The sequence below is a fragment of the Saliphagus sp. GCM10025317 genome (assembly GCF_042663665.1).
GTDB lineage: Archaea > Halobacteriota > Halobacteria > Halobacteriales > Natrialbaceae > Natronosalvus.
On sequence record NZ_JBHTAQ010000005.1, the window covers coordinates 1,583,947 to 1,606,294 of the forward strand.

Annotated in this window: 18 protein-coding genes; 6 read left to right on the forward strand and 12 right to left on the reverse strand. The window is 60.6% G+C overall.

Annotated elements, in window-relative coordinates:
- Positions 1–122: 122 nt before the first annotated feature.
- The 5 genes from ACFQS4_RS09775 (at position 123) to ACFQS4_RS09795 (ending at position 6,065) form a co-directional block, all read left to right on the forward strand.
- Entirely contained in the window at positions 123–1,520 is a 1,398-nt protein-coding gene (locus ACFQS4_RS09775) for a hypothetical protein (protein ID WP_497901325.1), read from the forward strand.
- Between the two features lie 1,250 nt (positions 1,521–2,770).
- Complete coding sequence (locus ACFQS4_RS09780; protein ID WP_497901326.1) at positions 2,771–3,427, forward strand: dihydrofolate reductase family protein; 657 nt, start codon at positions 2,771–2,773, stop codon at positions 3,425–3,427.
- Between the two features lie 175 nt (positions 3,428–3,602).
- Positions 3,603–4,871, forward strand: a complete 1,269-nt coding sequence (locus ACFQS4_RS09785; protein WP_497901327.1) for an RNA-guided endonuclease InsQ/TnpB family protein — start codon at positions 3,603–3,605, stop codon at positions 4,869–4,871.
- 164 nt (positions 4,872–5,035) lie between these two features.
- Positions 5,036–5,548: a metal-dependent transcriptional regulator gene (locus ACFQS4_RS09790; RefSeq protein ID WP_497901328.1), complete on the forward strand. Its 513-nt coding sequence runs from the start codon at positions 5,036–5,038 to the stop codon at positions 5,546–5,548.
- A gap of 163 nt (positions 5,549–5,711) precedes the next feature.
- On the forward strand, positions 5,712–6,065 hold the full coding sequence (locus ACFQS4_RS09795) for a hypothetical protein (RefSeq protein WP_497901329.1): 354 nt from the start codon (positions 5,712–5,714) through the stop codon (positions 6,063–6,065).
- Between the two features lie 82 nt (positions 6,066–6,147).
- Here the strand turns inward: ACFQS4_RS09795 and ACFQS4_RS09800 are convergent, their stop codons facing one another.
- The 7 genes from ACFQS4_RS09800 to ACFQS4_RS09830 form a co-directional block, all read right to left on the reverse strand.
- Positions 6,148–7,260, reverse strand: a complete 1,113-nt coding sequence (locus ACFQS4_RS09800; protein WP_497901330.1) for a thiamine pyrophosphate-dependent dehydrogenase E1 component subunit alpha — start codon at positions 7,258–7,260, stop codon at positions 6,148–6,150.
- 74 nt (positions 7,261–7,334) lie between these two features.
- The gene (locus ACFQS4_RS09805) at positions 7,335–7,778 is read right to left on the reverse strand and encodes a universal stress protein (protein ID WP_497901331.1); all 444 of its coding nucleotides are present in this window, start codon (positions 7,776–7,778) and stop codon (positions 7,335–7,337) included.
- A gap of 123 nt (positions 7,779–7,901) precedes the next feature.
- A complete protein-coding gene (locus tag ACFQS4_RS09810) occupies positions 7,902–8,990 on the reverse strand; it encodes an aminopeptidase (protein WP_497901332.1) in 1,089 nt (362 codons plus the stop codon).
- Positions 8,991–9,105: 115 nt separating this feature from the next.
- Positions 9,106–9,984 carry a DUF7351 domain-containing protein gene (locus ACFQS4_RS09815; protein WP_497901333.1) on the reverse strand — a complete coding sequence of 293 codons (879 nt, stop codon included), beginning with the start codon at positions 9,982–9,984 and terminating at the stop codon, positions 9,106–9,108.
- A gap of 1,132 nt (positions 9,985–11,116) precedes the next feature.
- Positions 11,117–12,004, reverse strand: coding sequence for a GNAT family N-acetyltransferase (locus ACFQS4_RS09820; RefSeq protein ID WP_497901334.1), 888 nt, complete (start codon positions 12,002–12,004; stop codon positions 11,117–11,119).
- Positions 12,005–12,306: 302 nt separating this feature from the next.
- Entirely contained in the window at positions 12,307–13,068 is a 762-nt protein-coding gene (locus ACFQS4_RS09825; RefSeq protein ID WP_497901335.1) for an IclR family transcriptional regulator, read from the reverse strand.
- A 298-nt stretch (positions 13,069–13,366) separates the two neighbouring features.
- Positions 13,367–15,340 carry a hypothetical protein gene (locus ACFQS4_RS09830; RefSeq protein WP_500193055.1) on the reverse strand — a complete coding sequence of 658 codons (1,974 nt, stop codon included), beginning with the start codon at positions 15,338–15,340 and terminating at the stop codon, positions 13,367–13,369.
- Positions 15,341–15,719: 379 nt separating this feature from the next.
- Here ACFQS4_RS09830 and ACFQS4_RS09835 point away from each other — a divergent pair, with 379 nt between their 5' ends.
- Positions 15,720–17,168, forward strand: coding sequence for an enolase-like domain-containing protein (locus ACFQS4_RS09835; protein ID WP_497901337.1), 1,449 nt, complete (start codon positions 15,720–15,722; stop codon positions 17,166–17,168).
- 85 nt (positions 17,169–17,253) lie between these two features.
- Here ACFQS4_RS09835 and ACFQS4_RS09840 read toward each other — a convergent pair whose 3' ends face one another.
- The 5 genes from ACFQS4_RS09840 to ACFQS4_RS09860 all read right to left on the reverse strand — a co-directional run bounded on the left by ACFQS4_RS09840 (position 17,254) and on the right by ACFQS4_RS09860 (position 22,293).
- Positions 17,254–18,300: an NAD-dependent epimerase/dehydratase family protein gene (locus ACFQS4_RS09840; RefSeq protein WP_497901338.1), complete on the reverse strand. Its 1,047-nt coding sequence runs from the start codon at positions 18,298–18,300 to the stop codon at positions 17,254–17,256.
- 108 nt (positions 18,301–18,408) lie between these two features.
- Positions 18,409–19,698, reverse strand: a complete 1,290-nt coding sequence (locus ACFQS4_RS09845) for a DegT/DnrJ/EryC1/StrS family aminotransferase (protein ID WP_497901339.1) — start codon at positions 19,696–19,698, stop codon at positions 18,409–18,411.
- Positions 19,699–19,997: 299 nt separating this feature from the next.
- On the reverse strand, positions 19,998–21,065 hold the full coding sequence (locus tag ACFQS4_RS09850; RefSeq protein WP_497901340.1) for a Gfo/Idh/MocA family protein: 1,068 nt from the start codon (positions 21,063–21,065) through the stop codon (positions 19,998–20,000).
- Complete coding sequence (locus ACFQS4_RS09855; protein WP_497901341.1) at positions 21,062–21,238, reverse strand: hypothetical protein; 177 nt, start codon at positions 21,236–21,238, stop codon at positions 21,062–21,064. The genes ACFQS4_RS09850 and ACFQS4_RS09855 overlap by 4 nt, the downstream gene beginning before the upstream one ends.
- A 278-nt stretch (positions 21,239–21,516) precedes the next feature.
- The gene (locus tag ACFQS4_RS09860; protein ID WP_497901342.1) at positions 21,517–22,293 is read right to left on the reverse strand and encodes an HpcH/HpaI aldolase family protein; all 777 of its coding nucleotides are present in this window, start codon (positions 22,291–22,293) and stop codon (positions 21,517–21,519) included.
- Positions 22,294–22,348: the final 55 nt, after the last annotated feature.

Below are 22,348 nucleotides of genomic sequence, written 5' to 3' on the forward strand. Positions count from 1 at the left end.
CTCAGGAAGGGTGCTCTCGTTGCTCATCGCTCGCCGCTTTACCGCCAAAATACCCGTCAGCGAACGCCGACCGGAATATGTTCGGAACCATCTCGAGGTAGCTCGAGCCCCTTTCACTGACTATGAGCGCGATACCGGGATCGATCGACGCGGATCGAGGTCCGCCCATGACGATCCCTCTTCGACACTTCCTGGTTGGGACCGGGCTGTTGCTCGCCGGGGCCCTCGCGGGGGCCGTCCAGTCGTTCGGCGGAACCCTCGTTCCGGGGAATCTCGGGCTGGCGCACGTCCACCTCCTGCTGGTGGGCTGGGTCGCCGTGACGATTATGGGCGCGATGACCCAGTTCGTCCCGGTCTGGTCGGGCGTCGCCATCCACTCGAGGCGGCTGGCGAGCGCGCAACTGTGGCTGGTCGTCGCCGGCCTCCTCGCGTTCGCCGCCGCGCTTCTGGTGGGCGCGTACCGCTGGCTCCCGCTCGGCGGGTTCGTGATGCTCGCGGGGTTCTGGACGTTCGTCTACAACGTCGGGCGAACGCTCCGCCGGGCCAGGCCGTGGGACGTCACCGAGCGCCACTTCGCCATCGCACTGGGCTTCTTCGTGCTGTTGACGGGCCTGGGCGTGGTTCTCGCGGCCGGCCTAACGCGGCCGATTCTCGCAGATACCCCTGTGAGCCACGGATCGGTCCGGATGAGCCATGCGACCCTCGCTCTCTACGGGGCCGTCCTCACGACCGTCTACGGGGCGCTCTACCAGCTCGCTACGATGTTCACCCAGTCGAGTCTCCACGGAATCGACCTCCCGCTCCGTCAGCTCGAGTCGGTCGGCCATCCCGTAGGTGTCCTCGCGCTGGCCGGGGGTCGACTCTTCGACGTCGCGCCACTTGCCCGCGTGGGTGCGATCCTCGTCGTCGCGAGCGCCCTCGGAATGAGCGTGATCCTGGCCCGTCGGCTCCTCGAGGCACAGGTGCCCTGGACGCCGATGCTCAGTCGGTACGCCGTCCTCACCGCGGCGATGGGCGGGTGGGCGATCTGGACCGGCCCAGCCTTGTTGCGCGACCCGCTCGACCCGGCTACGCTCTTCGGCGCCCCCGGCGCCTTCTCGCTGTTGATCCTCGGCGTCGTCGGCTTCGTCGTCCTCGGGACGCTCTACCACGTGGTTCCGTTCATCGTCTGGGTCCACCGCTACAGCGACCGGCTCGGTCTCGAACCGGTGCCCATGATCGACGACCTCTACGACGACCGGGTGGCACGCGCTGACTTCGTCTGTTTCGTCCTCGGGGTGGGGTTGCTGGTCGTCAGCGACGCGTTCGCGCTCTCGAAAACGGTCTCGACCCTCGGCGGACTCTCGGTCACAGTTGGCGCCGCGCTCTTCCTGCTCAACGTGATCCTGATCCTCAGACGCCACAGTCCCCACTCGGTGACGGGCTTGCTGTTCGGCCGGTTCTCTAGCGAAGAACCAGGAAGCGAGCCGTCGCCCTCCCAGCCCCAGTCACAGTCCGGCGTCGACTCGCCTCCCAGGTGACCAAAAACAGAAATACGGCTCTGTTGAACCCCTCAGAGAGTGATAGGTTTGAACCACCGTGCTGCATAGAGAGAATGGATGCAGCACATCGAGCCCTTTTATTTCAACCACATTGAATGGAACTAACCGGTACAGATGGGTGCGAACTGAACATGCTCCCTAACGAATAGAGGAGTTCACAGAGGGATGAGCGCTTCTATGATCGTATTGCCCAGACTAGCTTGGTGATCATAACCGCGGTAGTGGTCCGGAAGAAGTGTGTAGAAGTGGTCTATGAACGAATCTAGGAAGAGATTTCTGAGTGGGGTTATCGCTCGAGATGGCTTCCAGGGCAGTGACAGACGTGAATAGGAGAAAGAGAGTGACCCGAAAAGTGGGGCAAATCACGCTCTCAAAAAATTCATAATCGGTTTCCCTCTTGCGTTTTCCGGGTTGGCGGTTACCAGGAAGAGAAACACTATGAAGAGAGCCTCAAGTCAATCTGACGAAATCGGATTCGGCGGTTTAGAGGCTTCTCCGGAGGGATCTCACTCACCCGCTCGAGTCGATCGTAGGCCCGGTCAGTACACGACTCGAAAGTTCAAAATCGGTTCCCTGCTATCGGTTTTGGGTTCTAGACAGCACCAGAATTTCCGAAGAGACTGAGACACTTTTCAAGAAGGTAAACACACCATAGAACGCGTCTCGAACCGGTTATGCACGTTTGACGCTTCGTGCCCTGCATCTACGTAGCGAGTACCGATCACGAAACGGACCTCACTCGACCATCAGTCTCAGAAATCACTGAAACATACGTGAATGGCCCCTAATCGCCTCGAGAATCCTCATACTCGACGATTGGGACACAAGCCTTGCTCTCGAGGAAGATCCTCATCGTGCAATCATTTCTAGACTATCTTCATAATCGGCCCTCGAACAGAGACCAAACCTACTCTTCCGGATGTAGAACCCGATTATGAGGTATCTGAAACGCGATTAGGACGTTTTGTTGTAATCCTCAGTAGATTATAAGAGTTGTCTGCTGAATATAGAGGTTGAGCATTGTTTAGACGCTCCTAAATAGGAGAGTCGAGCGTCATTTCGGGCGAGGTGAATCCGGTAGTCGGCATCCTACAGTACGGTTTCGCACTTTGAGCGCGAGGTGCGAGAGCTAGTCTCTGCTGCGTCTAAACAAGGCCCAAAGGTTGTATTCAGCAAAGCGGCATCTACGGATGATACCTTTATCGCTTGTTTTCACGTTAATCGGATGAATGAGCGAGAATCATACAAACGAAACGACCGGTACGCTTGTTGTTGGAACGTTCCTTACACTCGATGGCGTGATGCAGGCACCGGGTGGTCCTGACGAGGACCGTGACGGCGGTTTCGAACACGGCGGTTGGTCGGTCAACTACTGGGACGAGCAGATGGGCGAAGTCATAGATGGCCAGTTCGCCGAGGCCGATGCGCTGCTGCTCGGCAGAAAGACGTACGAGATCTTCGCCGCGCACTGGCCTCACGTCAATGCGGAGGACGATCCCATGGCGTCGAAACTGAACAGTATGCCCAAGTACGTCGCCTCCAGAACTCTCGATGCGGTGGAGTGGAACAATTCGACGCTCCTCTCGAGAGGCGTCGTGGAGGCCGTTGAGAATCTTAAGAAGGAGCGCGGGGATGTGATCATGACGCAGGGGAGCCACGACCTGATCCAGACATTGCTCGCACACGACCTCGTCGACGAGTTCTGGCTCTGGATCTTCCCCCTGGTCCTGGGAAACGGGAAGCGGTTGTTCGGGGACGGCACGATCCCCACGGCCCTCGAACTGGCGAATGCCGAGACGTCGAGCACGGGAGTCCACATGCTCCGATATGAGCGAGCGGGGGAGATTGAATACGGCTCGTTCGCGTTGGACGATGTGACGGAGTGAGTAGTGGTTCGTTCGTGGGTAAAGTTATACGCGGAGCAGGCGCAATACCACGTCGTTTACGGCGTGGATACGCGCCGTCGCGGGATGCCGTGAACCACCGATAACAGTACGGCTGGATATTCAACGCGTCACGGAATTGGGTAGTATTATATAATCTTGTCAACACTGGTTATGTATGGCGATAGAGGTCGTGGATAGAACACTCGTTGCTTCCATTCGGAACCAGCGAGAAGTTCAGTCCGACCTCGATGCGCTCGGATTCGCCGCCAGCAAACTCTGGAACGTCGGTCGCTGGACCTGCGACCGCGTGTGGAGTGAAACCGGCCTCATCCCCGAGGAAGGCGACCTCAAATCCTACCTCAAGACCCACGAACGCTACGCCGACTTGCATTCTCAATCGAGTCAGCGCGTTCTCGAAGAACTCGCTGAAGCGTTCGACGGCTGGTACGGAAAACGCCGAAACGGGGACTCGAAAGCGAATCCGCCCGGCTACCGCAAACACAACGACGAACACCCACGCTCGACGGTGACGTTCAAGCAGAACGGGTTCAAAGTCGATACCAAGTTCGGCAGGGTTCGCCTCTCGAAGGGCAAAAACCTCAAAGAACACTGGTCCGACTTCACCCTCTGCGATATTGAAACCCGCCCCGACGTGGACTTGGATGAGGTGCGGAGCATCCGGCAAGTCCGTGCCGTCTGGAACACGACGAGTGACGAGTGGGAACTCCACCTCGTCTGCAAACTCGCAGTCGAAGTTCTGGAAACGCCCGGCGAAAACACCGTGGGGATTGACCTCGGTGTGAAAAACTTCGCCGCCCTCGCGTACGAGGACGGCCACGCAGAGTTGTACCCGTTGAACTGCCTGAAACAGGACGACTACTATCACAGCAAGCACATTGCGCGCTGTGACGATTCGGCGTCCGAGCGAGCCACGCGATTGAACGCGAAGAAGTCTAGTCGGCGCATCCACTACTTCCACGCGCTCTCGAAGCACATCGTCGAACACTGTGTCGAAGAGAACGTTGGACTGATAGCCATCGGCGACCTCGGTGGCATTCGAGAAGGCGAGGATGGCGACGTGAAGGACTGGGGCAAACACGGCAACTTGGACCTGCACTCGTGGGCGTTCGACCGGTTCACGAAGATGCTCGAATACAAAGCCGAGGCCGAGGGTATCACGGTCAAGCGTGTGTCGGAGCGTAATACGTCGAAGTCGTGTTCGTGTTGTGGACGCAAGCGCAAGGCGAACCGCGTTGAACGCGGCCTGTACGTCTGCGATGAGTGTGGAATGGTGGCCAATGCGGACGTGAACGGCGCGGAGAACATTCGGCGGAAAGTAACTCCGAGTCTCGCCACGGATGGCGGCGATAGGAGTAACGGCTGGTTGGCACAGCCATCGACTTTCGTGTTCGATACAGAGAGTGGTTGCTTTGCACCGCGATAACACGTGGGCTCGTAAACCCTAATATCTCAACTGCGGTCGGGATTCCCGCGTCTTCAGGCGCGGGAGGATGTCAACAGATCTGAAGGGTCTCAACAGAACCAGAATACGAAATACGAACGTATTCGGACGAGCAATTTCCCGGTTAGACGCGTGAGTAGTGGTCGATGGACACCACAGCAAGTTCGAGCCGTGACCGATCGAGGGTAACGAAGGCCGACTCGAGGCGCGAGTGCCCAGATCCGGATTCGACGAACGTGCTCACCGCCACCTCCGGCTGGTACCTCCTCGGCGGCTACTGGCTCTCGAGTCGCGGAACCCGTCGCGTGCGAGCCGGCGAACTCGCCGTACGGCTGTCGGTCGCGCCGGCCAGCGTTACCGAAATGGTCGACGTACTCGCCGACGCCTCGCTCCTCGAAACGGAGCCCTACGCCGGGTTCGAACTGACCGACCGCGGAACGGCACACGCGGAGGCACTGGCGTGGCGTCAGTGCGTCGTCACCACCTTCTTCGACCGCACGCTCTCGTACGACATCGACGACGAAACCGCCTATCGGATCGGGTACGAACTCCCGGAACGAGGGCTCGTCCGCCTCGAGCGGCGTATCGACCGGACCCGCGAACGAACGTGTCGTCGTCTCGCCGACGACGGGACGTGCCTCGTTAGAACGTTCGGATAGCCCGCTGGACGTTCTCGAATCGTTGCCCACTGTTTTCCGTCGAATACTGCAGGAGACGAGCGTCGAGGGCGAAACTCGAGTCGCTCTCGAGGACGCTTCTCGAAATCGGTTCGCCGGGACGGGTGGGGTGGGTCTTTTACAGTATCGTCCCATGAGTACCACTATGCCAAGTGGGCTGGACCCGACTGAGGAGTACGATGGCTCCATCAGAGTCCGATTACTGGACGATACTGACGGCACTGACGAGATTATCTGTTCGTCGTACTACGAGGCGATCGACGTCGTGAAAGACCGCCAGTACGACGTCACTGCAGCGAAAATCATCGACCGCGACGACGAGGTCGTGTTCACCTCCGTCGATACACGTATCGAAGACTGGGCGGCCGAGTGGGAGCACGCGAAACGGAGCCTCTCCGTCACCGTCGAAGCGTACGATTGCCCCTACGAGAATGTCGCTTGCTTTGCTGACGATCTCTGTGTCCAGTGTAAGATGGACAAGGTGCAAGACGAGTACTGACGCGACCTGCTGCCCGGATCACTTCACCAGAGTACCGATACGGGAGCCCGACTCCTCCTCTCGATACGTCTCCGTGACTGATCTAGTTTTCCTCGAGCAACGCCTCGTCGCCGTGTGTCTCCCTGAGCTCTCGGAGAAACGCGCGCTGTTCGACCAGTCGGTCGGTCGGATCGGCGTACGTATCCTCGAATAATTCGTCGGGATCCCCCTCGTAAGACTCGGCTCGATCGATCATTGCCTGGATCATCTCGCCGATGGTCGACTCGAGCGCGTCGATGCGCTCGCCGTCGAGCAGCCCCTGTCCTCGAAGATACGCTTCGAACCGCCTGACAGGATCGCGTTCCTTCCAGCGTTCGACCTCCGCGTCGTCGCGGTAGACGGTCGGATCGTCCGCCGTCGTGTGCGCGCCGAAGCGGTACTGAACTGCCTCGATCATCGTGGGTCGAGGCTCGCCACCGGCGGGAATTGCCGCTCGATTGCGGACCGCCTCCGTCACGACGTACGTCGCGAGCGGATCCATTCCGTCGACCTGGATGCCGTCGAAGCCGTAGGCGCGAGCCTTCTCCGCGAACGTCTTCGACGGTGTCTGCTGTTCCCGCGGTGTGGAGATCGCCCACTGGTTGTTATTGCAGAAGAAGACGATCGGAACGTCGTAGACGCCCGCGAAGTTCGCAGCTTCGTGGAAATCCCCTTCAGACGTCGATCCTTCCCCGAAGTGAACGAGCGTCACGCGGTCGTCGCCGCGCAACTTCGCCGCCCACGCGTACCCGACCGCGTGTGGGAGGTGGCCACCGATCGAGATGTTGAGCGGCAAGACGTTGTCGTCGGAGAGCACCGCGTTCCCGACCTCGTGCCCCATCCAGTACAACAGGTACTCCCACGGGAAGCCCCTCGAAAGGACGGTCCCGTGCTCGCGGTACTGGTAGGAAATAGTGTCTTCCGTGGCCAGCGCATACGTCGACCCGATCTGTGCTCCCTCCTGCCCGGCAAGCGAAGCGTACGTCCCGACCCGACCCTGGCGCTGGAGACTGATCATCCGCTCGTCGAATCGCCGACACAGGCGCATATCCCGGTACATCGACACCAACGTCTCGTCGTCGAGGTCGGGTACGAGCTCTGGGGCGACGACGGTCCCGTCGGAATCGAGTACCGATACTCGATCGTCCGGCTCCCGGTCGAGTACGTCTCTGATCATAGAGAGGGGATCGGGCAGCGCCACGAAAAGCGTATTGTTGGATGTACTATTGGATCTTGGGAAAACACGTTGGTCTATACGACCCCATCGGCGCTACGGATGACAAACACCGGGATCGGAGACTTGTCGACGACCCGTTCGGAGACGCTCCCCATCGTAATCCGTTTCTCTCGAGGACTCTTCCCATGCGTGCCGATGACGATTAGATCGACGTCGTGAGTCTCGGCGTATTCGAGGATCGCTTTGGCCGGTGTGCCGCGCTCGACCGCCTCGACCCCCTCGAGTCCGGCGTCCGACGCTCGCTCGGTGACGTCGGCGACGGCCGACTCACTCTCACGTTCGAGTTGTGTCTTGATTTCCTCACGCGTCTCGCCCGTTGCTGCCTGGACGATTCGCGTGTCGATGACCGACAGTGCGTGGACTCTCGCATCGTTGTCTGCTGCGATCGGAAGGGCGTGCTCGAGTGTCTGATCGATCGTGGTGCTTCCGTCTGTCGGAATGAGGATCTCGTCGTACATTGTCGGTCTCTGTATCGATTGACACGCCCTGCAGTGAAAAAGACACGTTCCATCACTCGCTCGAGCGAGAGGGGCGTTTCGGTCACTGCAAACGTACCCGCCTCGTTTGGTGGGTATCGGTCTCTAGAATCCGTCCTCGAACACGAACGTTCCCTCTTGCTGTATTCGTTCACCATCGACTTCAATAACCGACTCCTCACTCATGTCGACAATCATGTCCATGTGGACGGCTGAATCGTTGCCCGTACGGTCCGGGCCAACGCTCTCGTCGATGGCACGACCCAGTGCCAGGTGAACGGTATTTCCCATCTTCTCGTCGAAGAGCATGTTATGGGTGAACTGATCGATATCGCGGTTCATACCGATGCCGAGTTCGCCGAGCCGCCGAGCGCCGTCGTCGGTCTCTAGTACGGCCTCCAACAGGTCCTGATTCTTCCCCGCACTGTAGTCCACTACCTCGCCCTTCGAAAAGACGAACTGGACGTCCGTGACTTCGCGCCCGTAGGCCATCAGCGGTTTGTCGAACAACACCTCGCCCTCGACCGAGTCTGGGTTTGGCGCCGTGAAGACTTCACCGCCAGGGAGGTTCTTCTCACCGAAGTCGTTGACCGGCACCATACCGTCGATCGACATGGTGATGTCCGTCGTGTCACCAGAGCGAATTCGTACCTCGTGTCCCTCCTCGAGCAACGCGACCAGATTCTCCTGGAACTCGCGTTGGTCTTCCCAGTCCTTGTTGACGGCATCGTACACGAAATCAGCGTAAGCCGCCGTACTCATCTCGGCGTCCTGTGCGTTCCCCGGTGCGGGGTGCTGGGTCGCAACCCACCGCTTGTCCGCCATTTCTTCCTGGAACGGCTTCATCAACGCTGAATAGGCGGTGGTCTTCTCCGGAAGGACGTCGCTGGTTTCGTTGGTATTCGACGCCGCACGGATAGCGATAGAGGCGTCGACGTTTTCGGCGAGGGCCATGTACGCAGCTGGCGGCCCGTCGTAGTCGTCGGGATCCATCGCCCGCATAAATGCACGCTGGGCTCGGCTACTCGGCCCGATGTAAATCGGTCGAGCACCGCGATCTCCGAGAAGTTCGTTCAGCGCGACAGCCAGGTTTTCAGCTTCAGACGGTGCCTTAATCAGTACCTCGTCTCCTGGCTTCGCAGCGATCGAGTGGTCGACGATGATACGCGCGTGTTCCACGACTCGTGGGTCCATGTCCGTCTGGTAACTGGGCAAGCGTCATCTTGATCGTTCCCAGAAGCACACTTCTGTAAGATGGCTGCAAGAAGTGGACGATGTCGGCCTACGCCTCTCCTGGCACTTCTGGTCTCTAGTCGCCGCTCCTGATGGCCACGTCCGTGATCGTGACGTCGTGGTCAACCGTGGCGACGAGTTCCGTCTCGCCTAGCGTAACGGACACACGGACGCTCGACGGATCGTCGTTTATCATCTCGATCGCCATGTCGTCATCCTCGTCGTAGTACCGCCAGGAAGGATCGTGCAACACGTCAACGCCGTGTTGTTCGAAGAACGAAATGGTAACCGGGTGGTATAGAACCGGGAGCGCGGGTGAAGCCCGTAATTCATCGTCGCAACGTTCGCACTCGAATACCGCTCTAGCGGGCCTCGGATTGACCGACGAAGCCCGTTCGAGGGCCGTATCGACTCGGCCACCGCAGTTCTCACAGAAGCCCTGAAGGAATTTCATCACCGTCGCCCGCATCCAGCGATCGAACGCAAACGGGAGATCCTGACGGGCGAATTGGTCGAGCGTGCCAGGTGGGAACGAGAATTCGTTGCGCCACTCGTCGCACTCCGGACAGTAGAGCAACGCTGTCTCGTTCCCATACTCTGCGACGAGGGCGGCGTGACCGCACATCGGGCACGGTCCGTCGAACTCGAACGGGGGAATCGATGCGTTTGCCGTGTACGACCCCGAGAGGATAGCACCGTACACCTGTTCACCGGCGAACGAGAGTCGGTAGCCGTCTTCGTCCTGGATCACGAAGTGGCCGACGAGTTTCTGAAGGTGATAGTTGAACTTCCCCGAGTCCCGTTCGCTCACAGCTGTCCGAAGGTCCGAAAACGATAGCGGCTCTCCGCCCTTCCCAAGTACCTGAACGATCTCCACGCGGAGGTCGTTCGAGAGCAGTCCGAACACCTCCTCTGGCGGCCGGTGTTCGACCGAAACTGCTTCGTCGTCGCTCATGGACGGTCTATGGCGAGATGGTGAGAAAGCTATTCCGCCAGCCGGCCAGGTGATCTCTGTCCGAGATTCGGTCTTTTCATACGATAGCACTCGATAACTGGATCGGATCTGTGCCGCGGTCTCGACGTTACTATCTACTATCGGAAGTTACCACAGATGGGTAGACCGAACTCGAGTATCCCGGCGTATTCCGTCGTTGACGGCCAGCTCTCCACTACATCTTCGAATTCGTCTTTCCTCAAGAACGATCGATCACCGACGATGGTTCCCGCCAATTCTTCGCTGACGTTCTCGAAGGTAGACCTGGTGTCCTCGTCGACGAAGGCAAGGTCCTTTTTCTCGCTCAGCAGTCTTTGCGGCTAGTAGCGGAATCGAGTAGGGTTTGAGAGGTCGGACTTCGGCTAGGGTTATTTTGCCGTGTACGCACGAGTAGATTCACGACGTCCACGAGAGCAATGCTCTCGTGTGGCTCAGCAGAACGAGTTGTGTAGTGAGGCCGACGAAGCCATCTCGAGCCGGTATTGATACTCTTCTGCCAATATATGGCGGAGCCGGTATTGATCTAATTTCTCAATATAACTGGGATCGAATCGGTTTCCTCGTGTCGTCAACTTTGATGATACGACAGCGACCTAGAACGGAGTTCCTGAGTCGGTCGACCGAGAAATTCGTTCCTTCTGAAGCCTTATTCTTGGTTGCCGGCTACGACAATCTCCCTCCTCTCAATAGGGCTGAGTTGAGCGGTCAACTCGGTTTGTCGACTCCACTCTAACCGAACCTTGTGTCGTCGAGTTTCGCGTTGTGTGCTTTCCCAGCGAGTGGAGAGAAGTCGAGAGTGTATCTGGAACTATAGTGGGTGTTTTCTACACTACTAAGGATGGTGTCGGTCAAACAAATCTCGAAATTGTCAGTTTTGGCGAGAGCTCCCGACTGTGACGCAGATCCTTACACGCTCGTGACTGTGATCGCGGTTCAGTCGCTCGTTGCGCCCCGAGAACCAGGGGCGAGGATGACTCGACCGAGTTCGTAACGGCCGTGGCTTTCCTGTCCGAAACGGCTACTCGATATCAATTATGGACTAGACGCTTTGAGGTCGCTAACAGCCCATTTCGTGAGACGAAGCGGAATCGAGTCACCCGAACGCGAAATCGAGAAATCCGTGGACCGATTCGGCGACCAGTGCCGGTTCGCGATTCGGATACGTCATCCGTACGAGTTCCCGCTCGCGAGAGAGCCCGAGTGCTTCGAGGGAGGTCGTGGTTGGACCCCGTTCCGGTGAATCGACGATTACCGCCTCACCAGCGAGGTCGGCCGAAACGGCCCGGAGTAGCGGACCGACCACGGATGGTTTGGCCGCTACGAGCGGCCCAATCTGCCAGTGGGTTCTCCCCGGCCGGATAACCGCGTAGCCCTCGATTCCGGTCGAGGTTCGCGAGTAGAACCCGCGAACCTCAGGCTCGGCGAACAGTTCCTCGAGTAGCGTGCTCCGGTCGACGCCGACGTGACGACAATCGAACTCGAGGATGGCGTCGACGTCTGGAGAGGTGAGGCGTTCGATGGTCTCCTTATCGTGTCTCGGTTCCTGTTCGTCCGCGAGGTCTTCGGGACGGGGAAGCGTCCCCTGCCAGCGGAACACGGGTTCGACGCGCTCGAACCCATAGTTTCGGTAGATCGGTTCTCCGAGGTGTGTCGCGTCGAGGCCGACGAGGCCGCCTCCGTTCTCGCGTGCGTACTCGAGTCCATGTTCGAAGATTCGACTCCCGAACCCCTGGCCCCTGTGGGCTTCGTCGACGAGCACCATCCCGATCCAGCTGACGTCAGCTCCGTCGCCGTCAGCACCGTAGGTAATCACGGTAGTCGTCGCGACGAGTTCGCCGTCGACGGTGCCGGCGAAACAGCCCGCTGGACAGCACGCGAATAGCCGCTCCCAGTCGGCGGGTAGCTGGTTCCAGCCAGCCTGCGTCGAGAGGGTCAGTGCGTCGTCGAGGTCGTCGGCCGAGAGTGGTCGTATCTCGAGCATTCGATGGGAATGGATGTTCCAGAACGAACATAGCTCTGGCGGTCCGGATGGAGAGACCGTGTCATGGGCTAGAGGAGAGACTGCACTGCCCAATTGCCACCCTTTCGACGATATCCAGACACGAGCACGTGCTCCTGTCGTGTCCGACGGCCTGCCGAACGACGTTTGTCTGTTTCGACCTGGTACAGCCCCGTTCGACGAATCAGCACGGGACCCCGTCCGAGACGTACGAAGTCCGTTTCGAGCGGCCCTAACGTCGGCGTGTTCCTTCGGCGGCGGCGTTCACGAAGACGAAAACACGTTCACAGCGAGGTAATGTTGATCTCGATGATGTTGACTGCCCGCCGAATCATGTCCGGTATTTCCGTCTCGAGGCGTTCCTCGTCCATCCGGCGCACTGGACCAATGATGCTGATCGCACCGTAGACCGTCCCGTCCTGGTCGCGGATCGGCGCACCGACGCCGACGAGTCCCTGGATCGTCTCGCCGTGGTTGTACGCGATCCCACTCTCACGAATCGTCTCGAGTTCCGTGCGCAACGCCTCCTCGTCGGTGATCGTGTTCGGGGTGAAGGCCTCGAACTCCATATCCTGGATGAGTCGGTCGCGCTCTTTCGCCGGCATGAACGCGAGCATCGCCTTTCCGACAGCGGTGTGGTAGAGGGCGTTTCGATAGCCGACGTAAATCTCGGTCTGGACGGCCTTCGCGCCCTGGGCCGTGTACAGACAGATTCCTTCGCCGTCTTCTTCGACGGTGAATAGCGCCATCTCTCCGGACTCTTCGGCGAGTGCGTCGACCTCTGTGGTCGCGATGTCGTAGATGTCGATACGGTTCTTCGCGTAGTGTGCGAGGTCAATGAACCGCAATCCCAGTTTGTACTCGCCGCTCTCGTTGACGACGTACCCACTTTCTTCGAGGGTCGCCAGGTGGCAGTGGGCGGTCCCCTTCGAGACGCCGATCTCCCTGGCGACCTCTGTGACGCGGGCCCCACCGGTGTCCCGGAGCATATCGACGATCGCGAGGGAACGCTGGACCGCTTGAACCGGGTTTTTTGCTTCGGCCATGCCTGGCTAATGGGCGTATGGAGGTGATAAATGTTTGGCTCTGCTAAACACACTCAAATGACATCTACTGGAACGCATTTGCTCTCGATATGCACTCCATGGACCCAATGCTACATAATGACACGGGGGACCACCGGTCCAGTTGGAGTCCGTATTGGTCTCGAACCGATGGGACGTATTTCGACGGTCCAAACGAGCGTACCAGCGTACGTCCGCGAACGCCTCGAGGAGGGAGAGACAATCGCGGATTCACCCTGTTTCCGACCGAAGCGGAAACGAGACGGATTGATTCGCCTGGCTACTGGCCGGTCAGATTCCCACTCACGAACTTGTCTTCGTCACTCGCGTTCCCGTGGAACGACACGTCGCCACAGACGTTGTTCTGTATCCACAGGCCCTCGATCTCCGCCTCCAGTTCATCGGCAAAGTCAATGTCTGTGTCGGCACCGCCGACGGTATTGCAGGCCGTTACCCACAGGTTGGAGACGATGCCATCGGCTCCGTGGTGACCGATGGGAGGCGCGTCCGCCCTGGCGTCGACGTCGGCGACGCGAACGTCGGAGACGTCGCCGCTCGTGGCGACGGACCGGCCCCGGCCGTGCAGCGTACCGGTCACCGACACGTTCCGTGAGTGTTCGATCGTCACGTCGTTGGCAGCGGTATCGTTGTCCAGGACATCGACCTCGAGGGTCACATTCTCGGCGTCTCCGACGTAGACCACGTCGTCCGTGAAACTTCCCGAAACGTCCCCGGACACGGAGACGTTCTCCGCTCCGGCGAGGTTGAGGGCAACGTCGTCGTTCCCGCCGCGACCGACGATGGAGACGCTTTCCAGTCTCGAGTTTCGAAGATTGCCGTTTACCACGTTCGCGCCGGTGCCGGCGAACGTCTCGAGTTCACACCCCTCAAGGGTGAGGTTCGATGCCTGGCCGTACGGGGTATTGATGGCGGCGGGGCGACCGACGACGGTCGTTCCGAACGCCTTCACGTGACTCTGGTTGGGCGACAGCGAGAGCCCGTATCCGGCGTGGTACTTGTCGTGGAGTATCTCCTCGGCACCTTCGATCCGACCGCCGTAGACCTCGTAGGCACCGTAGACCTGCTGCGTGGCGTTCGAGTGGAAGCAGATGCCGTGGAGGTACGCGTTCCTGATCCGCGGGTCGAAGATTCTGACCACGTTCGACCCAGCGTTGATGTCGATCCCGCGTCGGCAGGTGTCGATCGACGGGCGCACGACCGTCGGATCCGTACTGCCGCGAAATTGGAAGGGTTCCCAGTGGGAGGACGCTCGACCCTCGGGGAGGACCGGGTTCGTCGCCTCGCAGTCGACCATCACCGTTCGGAGCGAGTGGATGTCGACGAACGGGAACCCGACGTAGTTCTCGGCAGTGCAGTTGATGAACGTGCAGTCGCGTGCGTAGGCGCACATTAGGAAGCCCTCGGTCTCGTCCTCGCCGTCGCCGTCGGTCAGGTGCATGTCGACGAACCGGCCGCCGACGACCGAATCCAGCAGGAACACGCCGGCGTTACCCGCGCCGTGATCGTAGTTCAGGCCGCGGTCGAGATAGAGCGTCGAACCGTCGATCTCGCGGATGACTGCCCTCGTGGGGCAGGTCCCACGCCCGGCGGTACCGCCCCAGGACAGCGTCGGCGAGTTGTTGTATTTCGTCTCCGAGATCGTGACGTCGTCGCCGACGCTGAACGGCGAGACGTCCTCGACCTCGATCCGCTGATCGCCTTCGCTTACGTCGGTTGCATTGACCGTATCGCCGCCGAAGTCGCTGACGGCAGTCCAGTTACCGAACGAGAGGAAGTGTGCGTACGCTCCGTACCCGACGCCAGTGATTCGTAGTTTGGATCCCGTGCCGAGAACCGTCACGTAGTCTTCGAAGATTTCGTGTTGGCCGTCGAACCAGTACTCCCCATCGGTCATCACCAGGGTGTCGCCGTCGCTCAGATCGTCGATTGCCGCGTCGAGTGCGTCGTCCGACGGTTCCTCGCCCGTGGGATCCGCACCGTAGTCGTCAATGTCGATTACGTCAACCAGTGTACTGTCGGCGTTCAACACGCCCTCGTCGACGCTGAGGTTCTGTCCGGCAAAATCCGAAATCCGTTCTGACGTCGCCGCCATCTCGAGTCCGCCCAGAGCGAGCAAATCGTGGCCGTCGGCGTTTACGTCGCCCTCCCAGCGGGTCCACGGCTGTTTGCTTCGCTCCTGCGCACCGACCTGGCCACTCACCAACCCGAGGCCAGCCAACCCCAGTGCGCTCATCGCCGCTCGTCGGCTCAATGTACTACCAACCGTGCCGTTACGGTCGGATACGTCTGTCTCTCCCCGCTCGCTAGCATCAGTCATGATAGCCATTGACAACCACCGTACTGTGGTAATTAAATTTAACTTAGATTGATTGACAATGGTCCGTGAACGTTCGATTCAATCTACGCTCAGGAGAACGGTCACATGTTGATGTTGGGCGACCGATTCCGCTCGCGTGACCGACACCGTCAGTCGTCTGGCCCGAGGTTCAGCCGCGAGCACGTCGTCTCGATCGAACGTTCAGGACTGCACGCCTCGGTTCTCGAGCACACCGTCGACCGTCTCGTCGCCCGTAATCACGCATACTTATGTCTCTCCTGGCACTGCTCCCCGTATGGAAATCGAAGTCGTCCGTGCCGACCAGTACGTGCGCAACAACGACACCCGAATGCCGTTTCACTTTGGCAACGTCGTCGCGACCGAGGGAGCCCACCACTTTCTCGACCTCGAGATCGCGGTCGACGGCGAGCGGGCGACGGGCGTCTCGATGGTCGGAATCGCCCCGATGTGGTTTCTCAAGGACCCCGACCTCTCGCTGGTCGAACAGAACGAACGCCTGCTCGAGGTGTTCACCGCTGCCTGCGACCACGCCCGGGACCTCGAGCCTGCGCCAACCGTCTTCGACCTCTGGTACGACCTCTACGAGCGCCAGCGCCAGTGGGCTGCCGACACCGAGCACCCGCCGCTGCTCTGGGGTTACGGCGTGAGCATGGTCGAGCAGGCGCTCGTCGACGCCTTCTGTCGCCACCGACAGCTCACCTTCGCGGACGGCATTCGCAGCGGTGCCTTCGGGGTCGACCCCGGGCGAATCTACCCCGAACTCGAGGGCGAATCGCTCTCGGCGTACCTGCCCGAGAACCCGACTCGAGAAGCGGCCGTTCGACACACGGTCGGACTGGCGGATCCCCTCCGACGAGATGAAATCGACGCGACGAACCGGCTCGAGGATGGACTCCCGCAGGCGCTCGAGGAGTACGTCGAGCGCGACGGAATCACCCACTTCAAGATCAAGCTCTCGGCGGACGAAGCGCGCGACGCAGACAGATTGGCCCGCATCGGTGCGGTTCTCGAGGAGGGGGCACACGACACGTATCTCTGCACGCTCGACGCGAACGAGCAGTACGAGAGCGTCCGCGTCTTCAAAGAGCAGTGGGAACGCCACGCCGACGAGCCGGCCCTCGCTGCCGTCGTCGATCACGTCGCGTACGTCGAACAGCCACTCCCACGCGAGCAGGCGCTCACCGACGAGACACGCGAAGTCCTCTCCGAGTGGAGTGACAGCCCGCCGATCATCATCGACGAGTCCGACGACCGATTGGACAGTGCCGGTCGCGCCCTCGAGTGTGGGTACGCCGGAACGAGTCACAAAAACTGCAAAGGCGTCTTCAAGGGCGTCGTCAACGCCTGTCTCATCGAGAAACGCCGCCGCGAGACGGACGGCGACTACGTTATGAGCGGCGAGGACCTCACCACGATCGGTCCGGTCGAATTGCTCCACGACCTGGCGGTGATGGGGACGCTCGGACTGGATCACATCGAACGCAACGGCCACCACTACTATCGCGGCCTGAGCTTCCTCCCCGACGACCTCCAGGAGACGCTCCTCGAGGCCCACAGCGACCTCTACGAGCGTCACGAGGATGGATTCGCCGCGCTCGACGTCGCGGACGGTCACATGCAGTTCGGAAGCGTAATCGACGCGCCGTTCGGCCGGCGTTTCGAACTCGATCCGTCGCGGTTCACGCCGCTCGAGGCGTGGGAAATCGAGTCGATGTACGAGTAGGTACGGGCTCTCGAGGCGGATCGAACTGGGAATCGAATATCGCCGCGGCCACGAGAAGGAATCCCCTCCCTGTCGGCGGCCCCTCTCAGAATTCGCCGTCCCGGACGTGAAACTTCGTGGGTTTGCCGAGGGTAGGACCGTCCTGTTCGACCCACGAGGCGACGAGTTCGACGACGTCGTCGATCGCCATTCTCGGTTCTTCGAATAGCTCGTGACTCCGACTCGCGTCGTTGAGAAGCGCCGTCTCCTTCTCTTCGCCTTCGAACGTCACGTCGCAGCCGAACTCGTCGGCGAACTGTTCGGCGAGGTCGCGCACTGAGAGGACGTTCGGCCCGGTGACGTTCAGGATTTCTGCGGGGGAATCGGCCAGTTCCAGGGAGCGGAAACATGCCGAGTTGGCGTCACCCTGCCAGATGACGTTGACGTGGCCCATCTCGAGCGGAACCGGGTCTTCGGCGTACACTCGCTTCGCGAGGTCGAGCAAGACGCCGTAGCGTAGTTCGACGGCGTAGTTCAATCGCAATAGACACGTGGGCGTCCCATTTTCCTTCGAGAAGTGCTGAAAGACGCGTTCGCGACCCAGACACGACTGGGCGTACTCGCCCACCGGCCCCGTCTCGTCCGTCTCGACCGAGCCGCCGGAGTCGACCGGCACTGGCGGGTAGACGTTGCCGGTCGAGAGCGCGGTGATCCGCGAATCCGCGTACCGGCTCGCGACACGGCCGGGGAGGTAGGCGTTGATCGCCCAGGTTTTGGGCTCCTGGCCGGTCGTCCCGAACTTCATGCCGACCAGGTAGATGACGTTCTCGCAGTCCGGAAGCGACTCGAGCGCGCCCTCCTCGAGGAGGTCCGCCCGAATCGTCTCGGCGCCCCACGACTGGAGTCTCTCCTCGACAGCGGAATCGGAGTACCGCGAGACGGCGTATACGGTCGTGTCGGCGTTTGCTTCCTCGTTCGCGCGGAGGATCCGTCTGATGAGCGTCGGTCCCATTTTCCCGCCCGCACCGAGAACCATGACGTCGCCCTCGAGTTGCCGGGCGAATTCGACGTCCTCGGGGTAGGGCTCGGAGAGGAGATCATCTAGCTGTGCTTCGGTTGAGACTGCAGCGGGGGGTGTATTTCCTTCGCTCATAGCTGGGTATCGCGGGTTACCCTCGAATGGAAACGGCATTTCGATATAAAGGTACCGACGGCCCGACCGAGGTATAGCGACGAGTTCAATCGGACCGCCCGCCACCGATCAGTCGTCGGCCTGAGCGACCGTTTCCAGCAACTCCTCGTAGTTCTCCGCGACCTTGCGGTAGGCGTCCGCGTGTTGCTCTATTACCGCCGGTCGGTTCTGTTTGAACCACGGCACGGCGAAACAGCGTTCCTGAATTCCCTCGGCGACGGGGAGGTCACCTTCTGCTTCGCGAACGTCGCGGTGAGCGTGTGCGAGTCGAGTCGGTTTCCCGTGTCCGTAGACGTCGGCCTCGTTGAGGAGGGGATGGGTGTGAAGCGCGAAGTTACACCCGCCTCTGCAGACGGAGCCCTCGGCCGCGACCGCGTCGGCGAAGTCAGCGACCGGCAATCCGCCCAGTTCCTCGGGATCGTACAGCCCCTTCGGTGCGTACCAGCCGCCGGCGTTACTCCCCTCGTCGTCGGGTCGATGGGCGCGGATGCCTGGGACGTCCTCCAGCAAGTCCCAGAAGTAGTTCATCGCGTCCTGAATCTCCGCCATGCGTTCGTCGTAGTGTTTCAGTTGAACGCGTCCGACGGCGGCGCTGATCTGATGCATCCGGTGTTTGTGACCGCCGAACGGGAGGCCGGAGAATCGAACCAGGTCCTCTCGCTCGAGGGTTTCGGAGTGACGCGAGTAGTGACTGAAGGCGACCGCCCGTTCGTAGATTTCTCGGTCGTCAGTGACGAGCATTCCGGCCTCGCCCACAGCAAAGGACTTCCGACTCATCAGCGACATGGCGCCGACGTCGCCGATGCTCCCCAGCCTGCGGCCCCTGTACTCCCCGCCGTGGGCGTGAGAGACGTCCTCGATGACCGCGACGTCGTGTTCGCGAGCGATCTCCATGATTGGATCCATGTCGGCTGGATGCCCGTAGTTGTGGACGACGACGATGGCTTTCGTGTGCTCGCTGATTCGCTCTTCGACGCTCTCGGGGTCGATACACAGGGTATCGGGTTCGATGTCCGCGAACACCGGTGTCGCGCCCAGCGCCATACACGGCAATATGGCCGCCCAGTAGGTGACGCTGGGGCCGATGACTTCGTCGCCGACGCCGACACCGACGCCGTACATCGCCCCCAGGAGCGACGCCGTCCCGGAACTGTAGCCGAGGCCGTACTCCTGTCCCTGCCAGTCCGCGAATTCCGCTTCGAACTGTTTCGTGATCTCGGTGCCGGACATCAATCCTCGCCGGAGGACATCGAGGGTGGCCGCTTCGTCTTCGTCCGTGATGATCGGCCACGAGAATACGTCGTCGTCATCGACGGTGACCGCTTCGGGGCCGTCGTTTATCGCGAGGGCACGACTCATCGTTTCGTCGTCCTCCGCTCAGTTGGGTACGTCATGTGGGTTCACGAGTGACTAGTGGTTTTGATCACAATATAGATGACGGTCGTTGTACTCTACACCAACGACTTCGTCTCAGGTTCCTAGCGGCCGCGTTTGGGGCCACCAGCGGCCGCATTTCAGGTTGCTAGCAGCCGCTGCTAGCGGCCGCGCTTTTTATCCCAGCGAACGTCACCACGCGAGCGGCAGTTTCGTGGATCAGCGTCGGGTTTGGGATCGGACAGACCTCGAGCGAGCGGACGGCTCTCAGTTACCAGTGTCTCTCAGTTACCGGCGTTTTCGATATCGACCCACTCGCCCGTCTCCGCGGACTCGTAGGCGGCGTCGAGAACGCGGAGGACGACCATCGCGTCCTCGAGCGTGACCGGCGGATCGCGATTCCCGTCGCAGGCCTCGAAGAATTCCTCGACGAAGTCTTTGCCCCACGACCCGCCGTAGCCCGGCGCCGGATCGTACTCGTGGGTGATCGTCCGGTGGGGCGTGCTGGCCCACTCGCCGCTCGCGTCGTCGAGTTCGAGCGTCGTCTCCTCGTCGAACCCGAACTCCCGCCCCATCGGGTCCCAGCTACTCCGACCGTGAGTCCCGTAGAGGTCAATCTTCGTGTCGTAGAGGTCCTCGCCGAGGTAGTACCCACAGTGAAGCGTCCCGAGCACGCCGTCGGCCGTCTCGAGTTGCAACGTCGCCGCGTCCTCGACTTCGACCTCCGCGGTTCCGTCGACCATACACGCGTTGACGCGGGTGATCGGTTCCTCCAGGAGCAAGGTGAGTAACTGAAGCCAGTGGATGCCGAGCCACTGGAGGATGCCACCGCGGCTGGCGTCCTCGTCGAAGATGAAGTGGTCGGTGTCCCGGAACGACAGTTGCGAGGCGACGTATCGAACGTCGAACGCTCGCATGTCGCCGAAGAATCCCTCGTCGACGAGGGCCACGAGCTCCGTCGTGATCGGGTGTGATTGCCAGGGATAGGAGACGCAGACGGTCTCGTTGGCGGCTTCGACTCGCGAGAGTAGGGGCTCGAGTTCGGCGGCGGTTCGGGCAGCCGGCTTTTCCGTGTAGATGTCGACACCCGCGTCGAGAGCCTGTTCGATCGCTCCGGGGGTGTCCCTGTTCGGGAGCGTCAGGAAGACAGCGTCCGGCGATTCCGAACTCAGTAACTGCTCGAGGTCGTCGTACACGGGGACGTCGTCGAGGGTGGCGACAGTGGACGCCTCGAAGTCCGGATCTGGTTCACAGGCGCACGTAACGTTTACGGGGAGCGTCTCGAGCGTCTCGAGGTACGGTTCCGCGTGGTGGTGGTCGAGGCCGACGTAGCCGATCGTTCGATCGGTCACTGGCGTCCCTCCGGTACGACCGGGTTATTGGGCGTCTCGAGCGTCTCGAGCGTCACCATCCTCGTGGTCAGCGCAGAGGGCGCTGTGATTGGATCGGCTTGCTCGTAGCGGTCCGTGCTATCGAAGTCGCGATCGGGCGCGTAGTATTCGTTCAGGATGACGTCGAACGTCACGGCGAACCTGCCTCTGATTGAGATGGACGACTGGGCTGCATTGTTCTCCGCCTTCCGCTAAGGACCTCAGTATAATGTAATTTGTGGGTGCGTAAATTCCACATCAACATTGGTCATCGACGGAGGGGCTGTTCGAACATCGTTGCTGGCTCTCGTCTCAATTCGACGATGCAACGACGCGGTAACTGGTGTGTTTCCTATAGAATCAACGATGTGATAACCGGCGTATTTCTATGAAGTCGACGATAACAGGCGTATCTCCTGCCGAGACCGCAATCTCAACGGAGACTCGCCAATTTCTCCTCGAGGACGCTCCGTGCCGAACTGATCTCGCCGCCGACGAGGAGCACCTGATAGCCGCGGTCGACCGCCGCTTGCGCGGACGAGACCGTCGTCGCGACCCCGCCGACCGGTATCCCCGCGTCCGTCGCGGTCTCGACTACGTAATCGACCCGCTCGTCGAGTTCGGTCGGTGGATCGAGCCACGACCCGCCGAGGGATACCGAGAGGTCCGCGGGACCGACGAAGACGAAGTCGAGTGCTGGAACGGCGAGGATCGACTCGAGGTTCTCGATCGCCGTCTCGTTTTCGATCATCACGCCGATAGCCACCGAGTCGTCTTCGAGTTCGACCTGGTTCGGCGCGGAGTTCCCCCAGGTGCTGTTTCGACTGTTGCCAACGCCGCGGTCGCCGACGCCGCCGTCGTACCGATACCGGGTAGCTTCGACCGCTGCCCGCACCTCTGCCGCGGTCTCGACGCGGGGGATCAGGATCGACCTGACGCCGGCGTCGAGGACCTTCCGGATCAACGGCGGGTCGCCGGTCGGCAGTCTGACGAGGAGTTCGATCCCTGCGAGCTCCGCCGCGCGGGTGAGGTTCTCGAGAACGGTGCTGTCGTACGGGCTCGGACCCGCGTGCTCGAAGTCGAGCCACACGAAGTCGAGGCCGACGTCGCCGTAAACTTCGACGACCGACGGCGAGAACGTCGCACTTTCGGCGCCGAGAACCACGCTACCGGATTCGATTTCGTGCCGTATACTGTTCGTATGATCCATCCACCCGTTACGAGACGAACCACCGTAGTAAGTGTTTCTTCGGTCTTCGCCTCTC

Coding starts and splice junctions, on each gene's coding strand:
- ACFQS4_RS09790 (WP_497901328.1), top strand. CDS start 5,036: ATGGACACCACAGCAAGTTCGAGCCGTGACCGATCGAGGGTAACGAAG.
- ACFQS4_RS09800 (WP_497901330.1), bottom strand. CDS start 7,260: ATGATCAGAGACGTACTCGACCGGGAGCCGGACGATCGAGTATCGGTA.
- ACFQS4_RS09860 (WP_497901342.1), bottom strand. CDS start 22,293: ATGGATCATACGAACAGTATACGGCACGAAATCGAATCCGGTAGCGTG.
- ACFQS4_RS09780 (WP_497901326.1), top strand. CDS start 2,771: ATGAGCGAGAATCATACAAACGAAACGACCGGTACGCTTGTTGTTGGA.
- ACFQS4_RS09785 (WP_497901327.1), top strand. CDS start 3,603: ATGGCGATAGAGGTCGTGGATAGAACACTCGTTGCTTCCATTCGGAAC.
- ACFQS4_RS09815 (WP_497901333.1), bottom strand. CDS start 9,984: ATGAGCGACGACGAAGCAGTTTCGGTCGAACACCGGCCGCCAGAGGAG.
- ACFQS4_RS09810 (WP_497901332.1), bottom strand. CDS start 8,990: ATGGACCCACGAGTCGTGGAACACGCGCGTATCATCGTCGACCACTCG.
- ACFQS4_RS09835 (WP_497901337.1), top strand. CDS start 15,720: ATGGAAATCGAAGTCGTCCGTGCCGACCAGTACGTGCGCAACAACGAC.
- ACFQS4_RS09830 (WP_500193055.1), bottom strand. CDS start 15,340: ATGAGCGCACTGGGGTTGGCTGGCCTCGGGTTGGTGAGTGGCCAGGTC.
- ACFQS4_RS09775 (WP_497901325.1), top strand. CDS start 123: ATGAGCGCGATACCGGGATCGATCGACGCGGATCGAGGTCCGCCCATG.
- ACFQS4_RS09805 (WP_497901331.1), bottom strand. CDS start 7,778: ATGTACGACGAGATCCTCATTCCGACAGACGGAAGCACCACGATCGAT.
- ACFQS4_RS09795 (WP_497901329.1), top strand. CDS start 5,712: ATGCCAAGTGGGCTGGACCCGACTGAGGAGTACGATGGCTCCATCAGA.
- ACFQS4_RS09845 (WP_497901339.1), bottom strand. CDS start 19,698: ATGAGTCGTGCCCTCGCGATAAACGACGGCCCCGAAGCGGTCACCGTC.
- ACFQS4_RS09840 (WP_497901338.1), bottom strand. CDS start 18,300: ATGAGCGAAGGAAATACACCCCCCGCTGCAGTCTCAACCGAAGCACAG.
- ACFQS4_RS09820 (WP_497901334.1), bottom strand. CDS start 12,004: ATGCTCGAGATACGACCACTCTCGGCCGACGACCTCGACGACGCACTG.
- ACFQS4_RS09825 (WP_497901335.1), bottom strand. CDS start 13,068: ATGGCCGAAGCAAAAAACCCGGTTCAAGCGGTCCAGCGTTCCCTCGCG.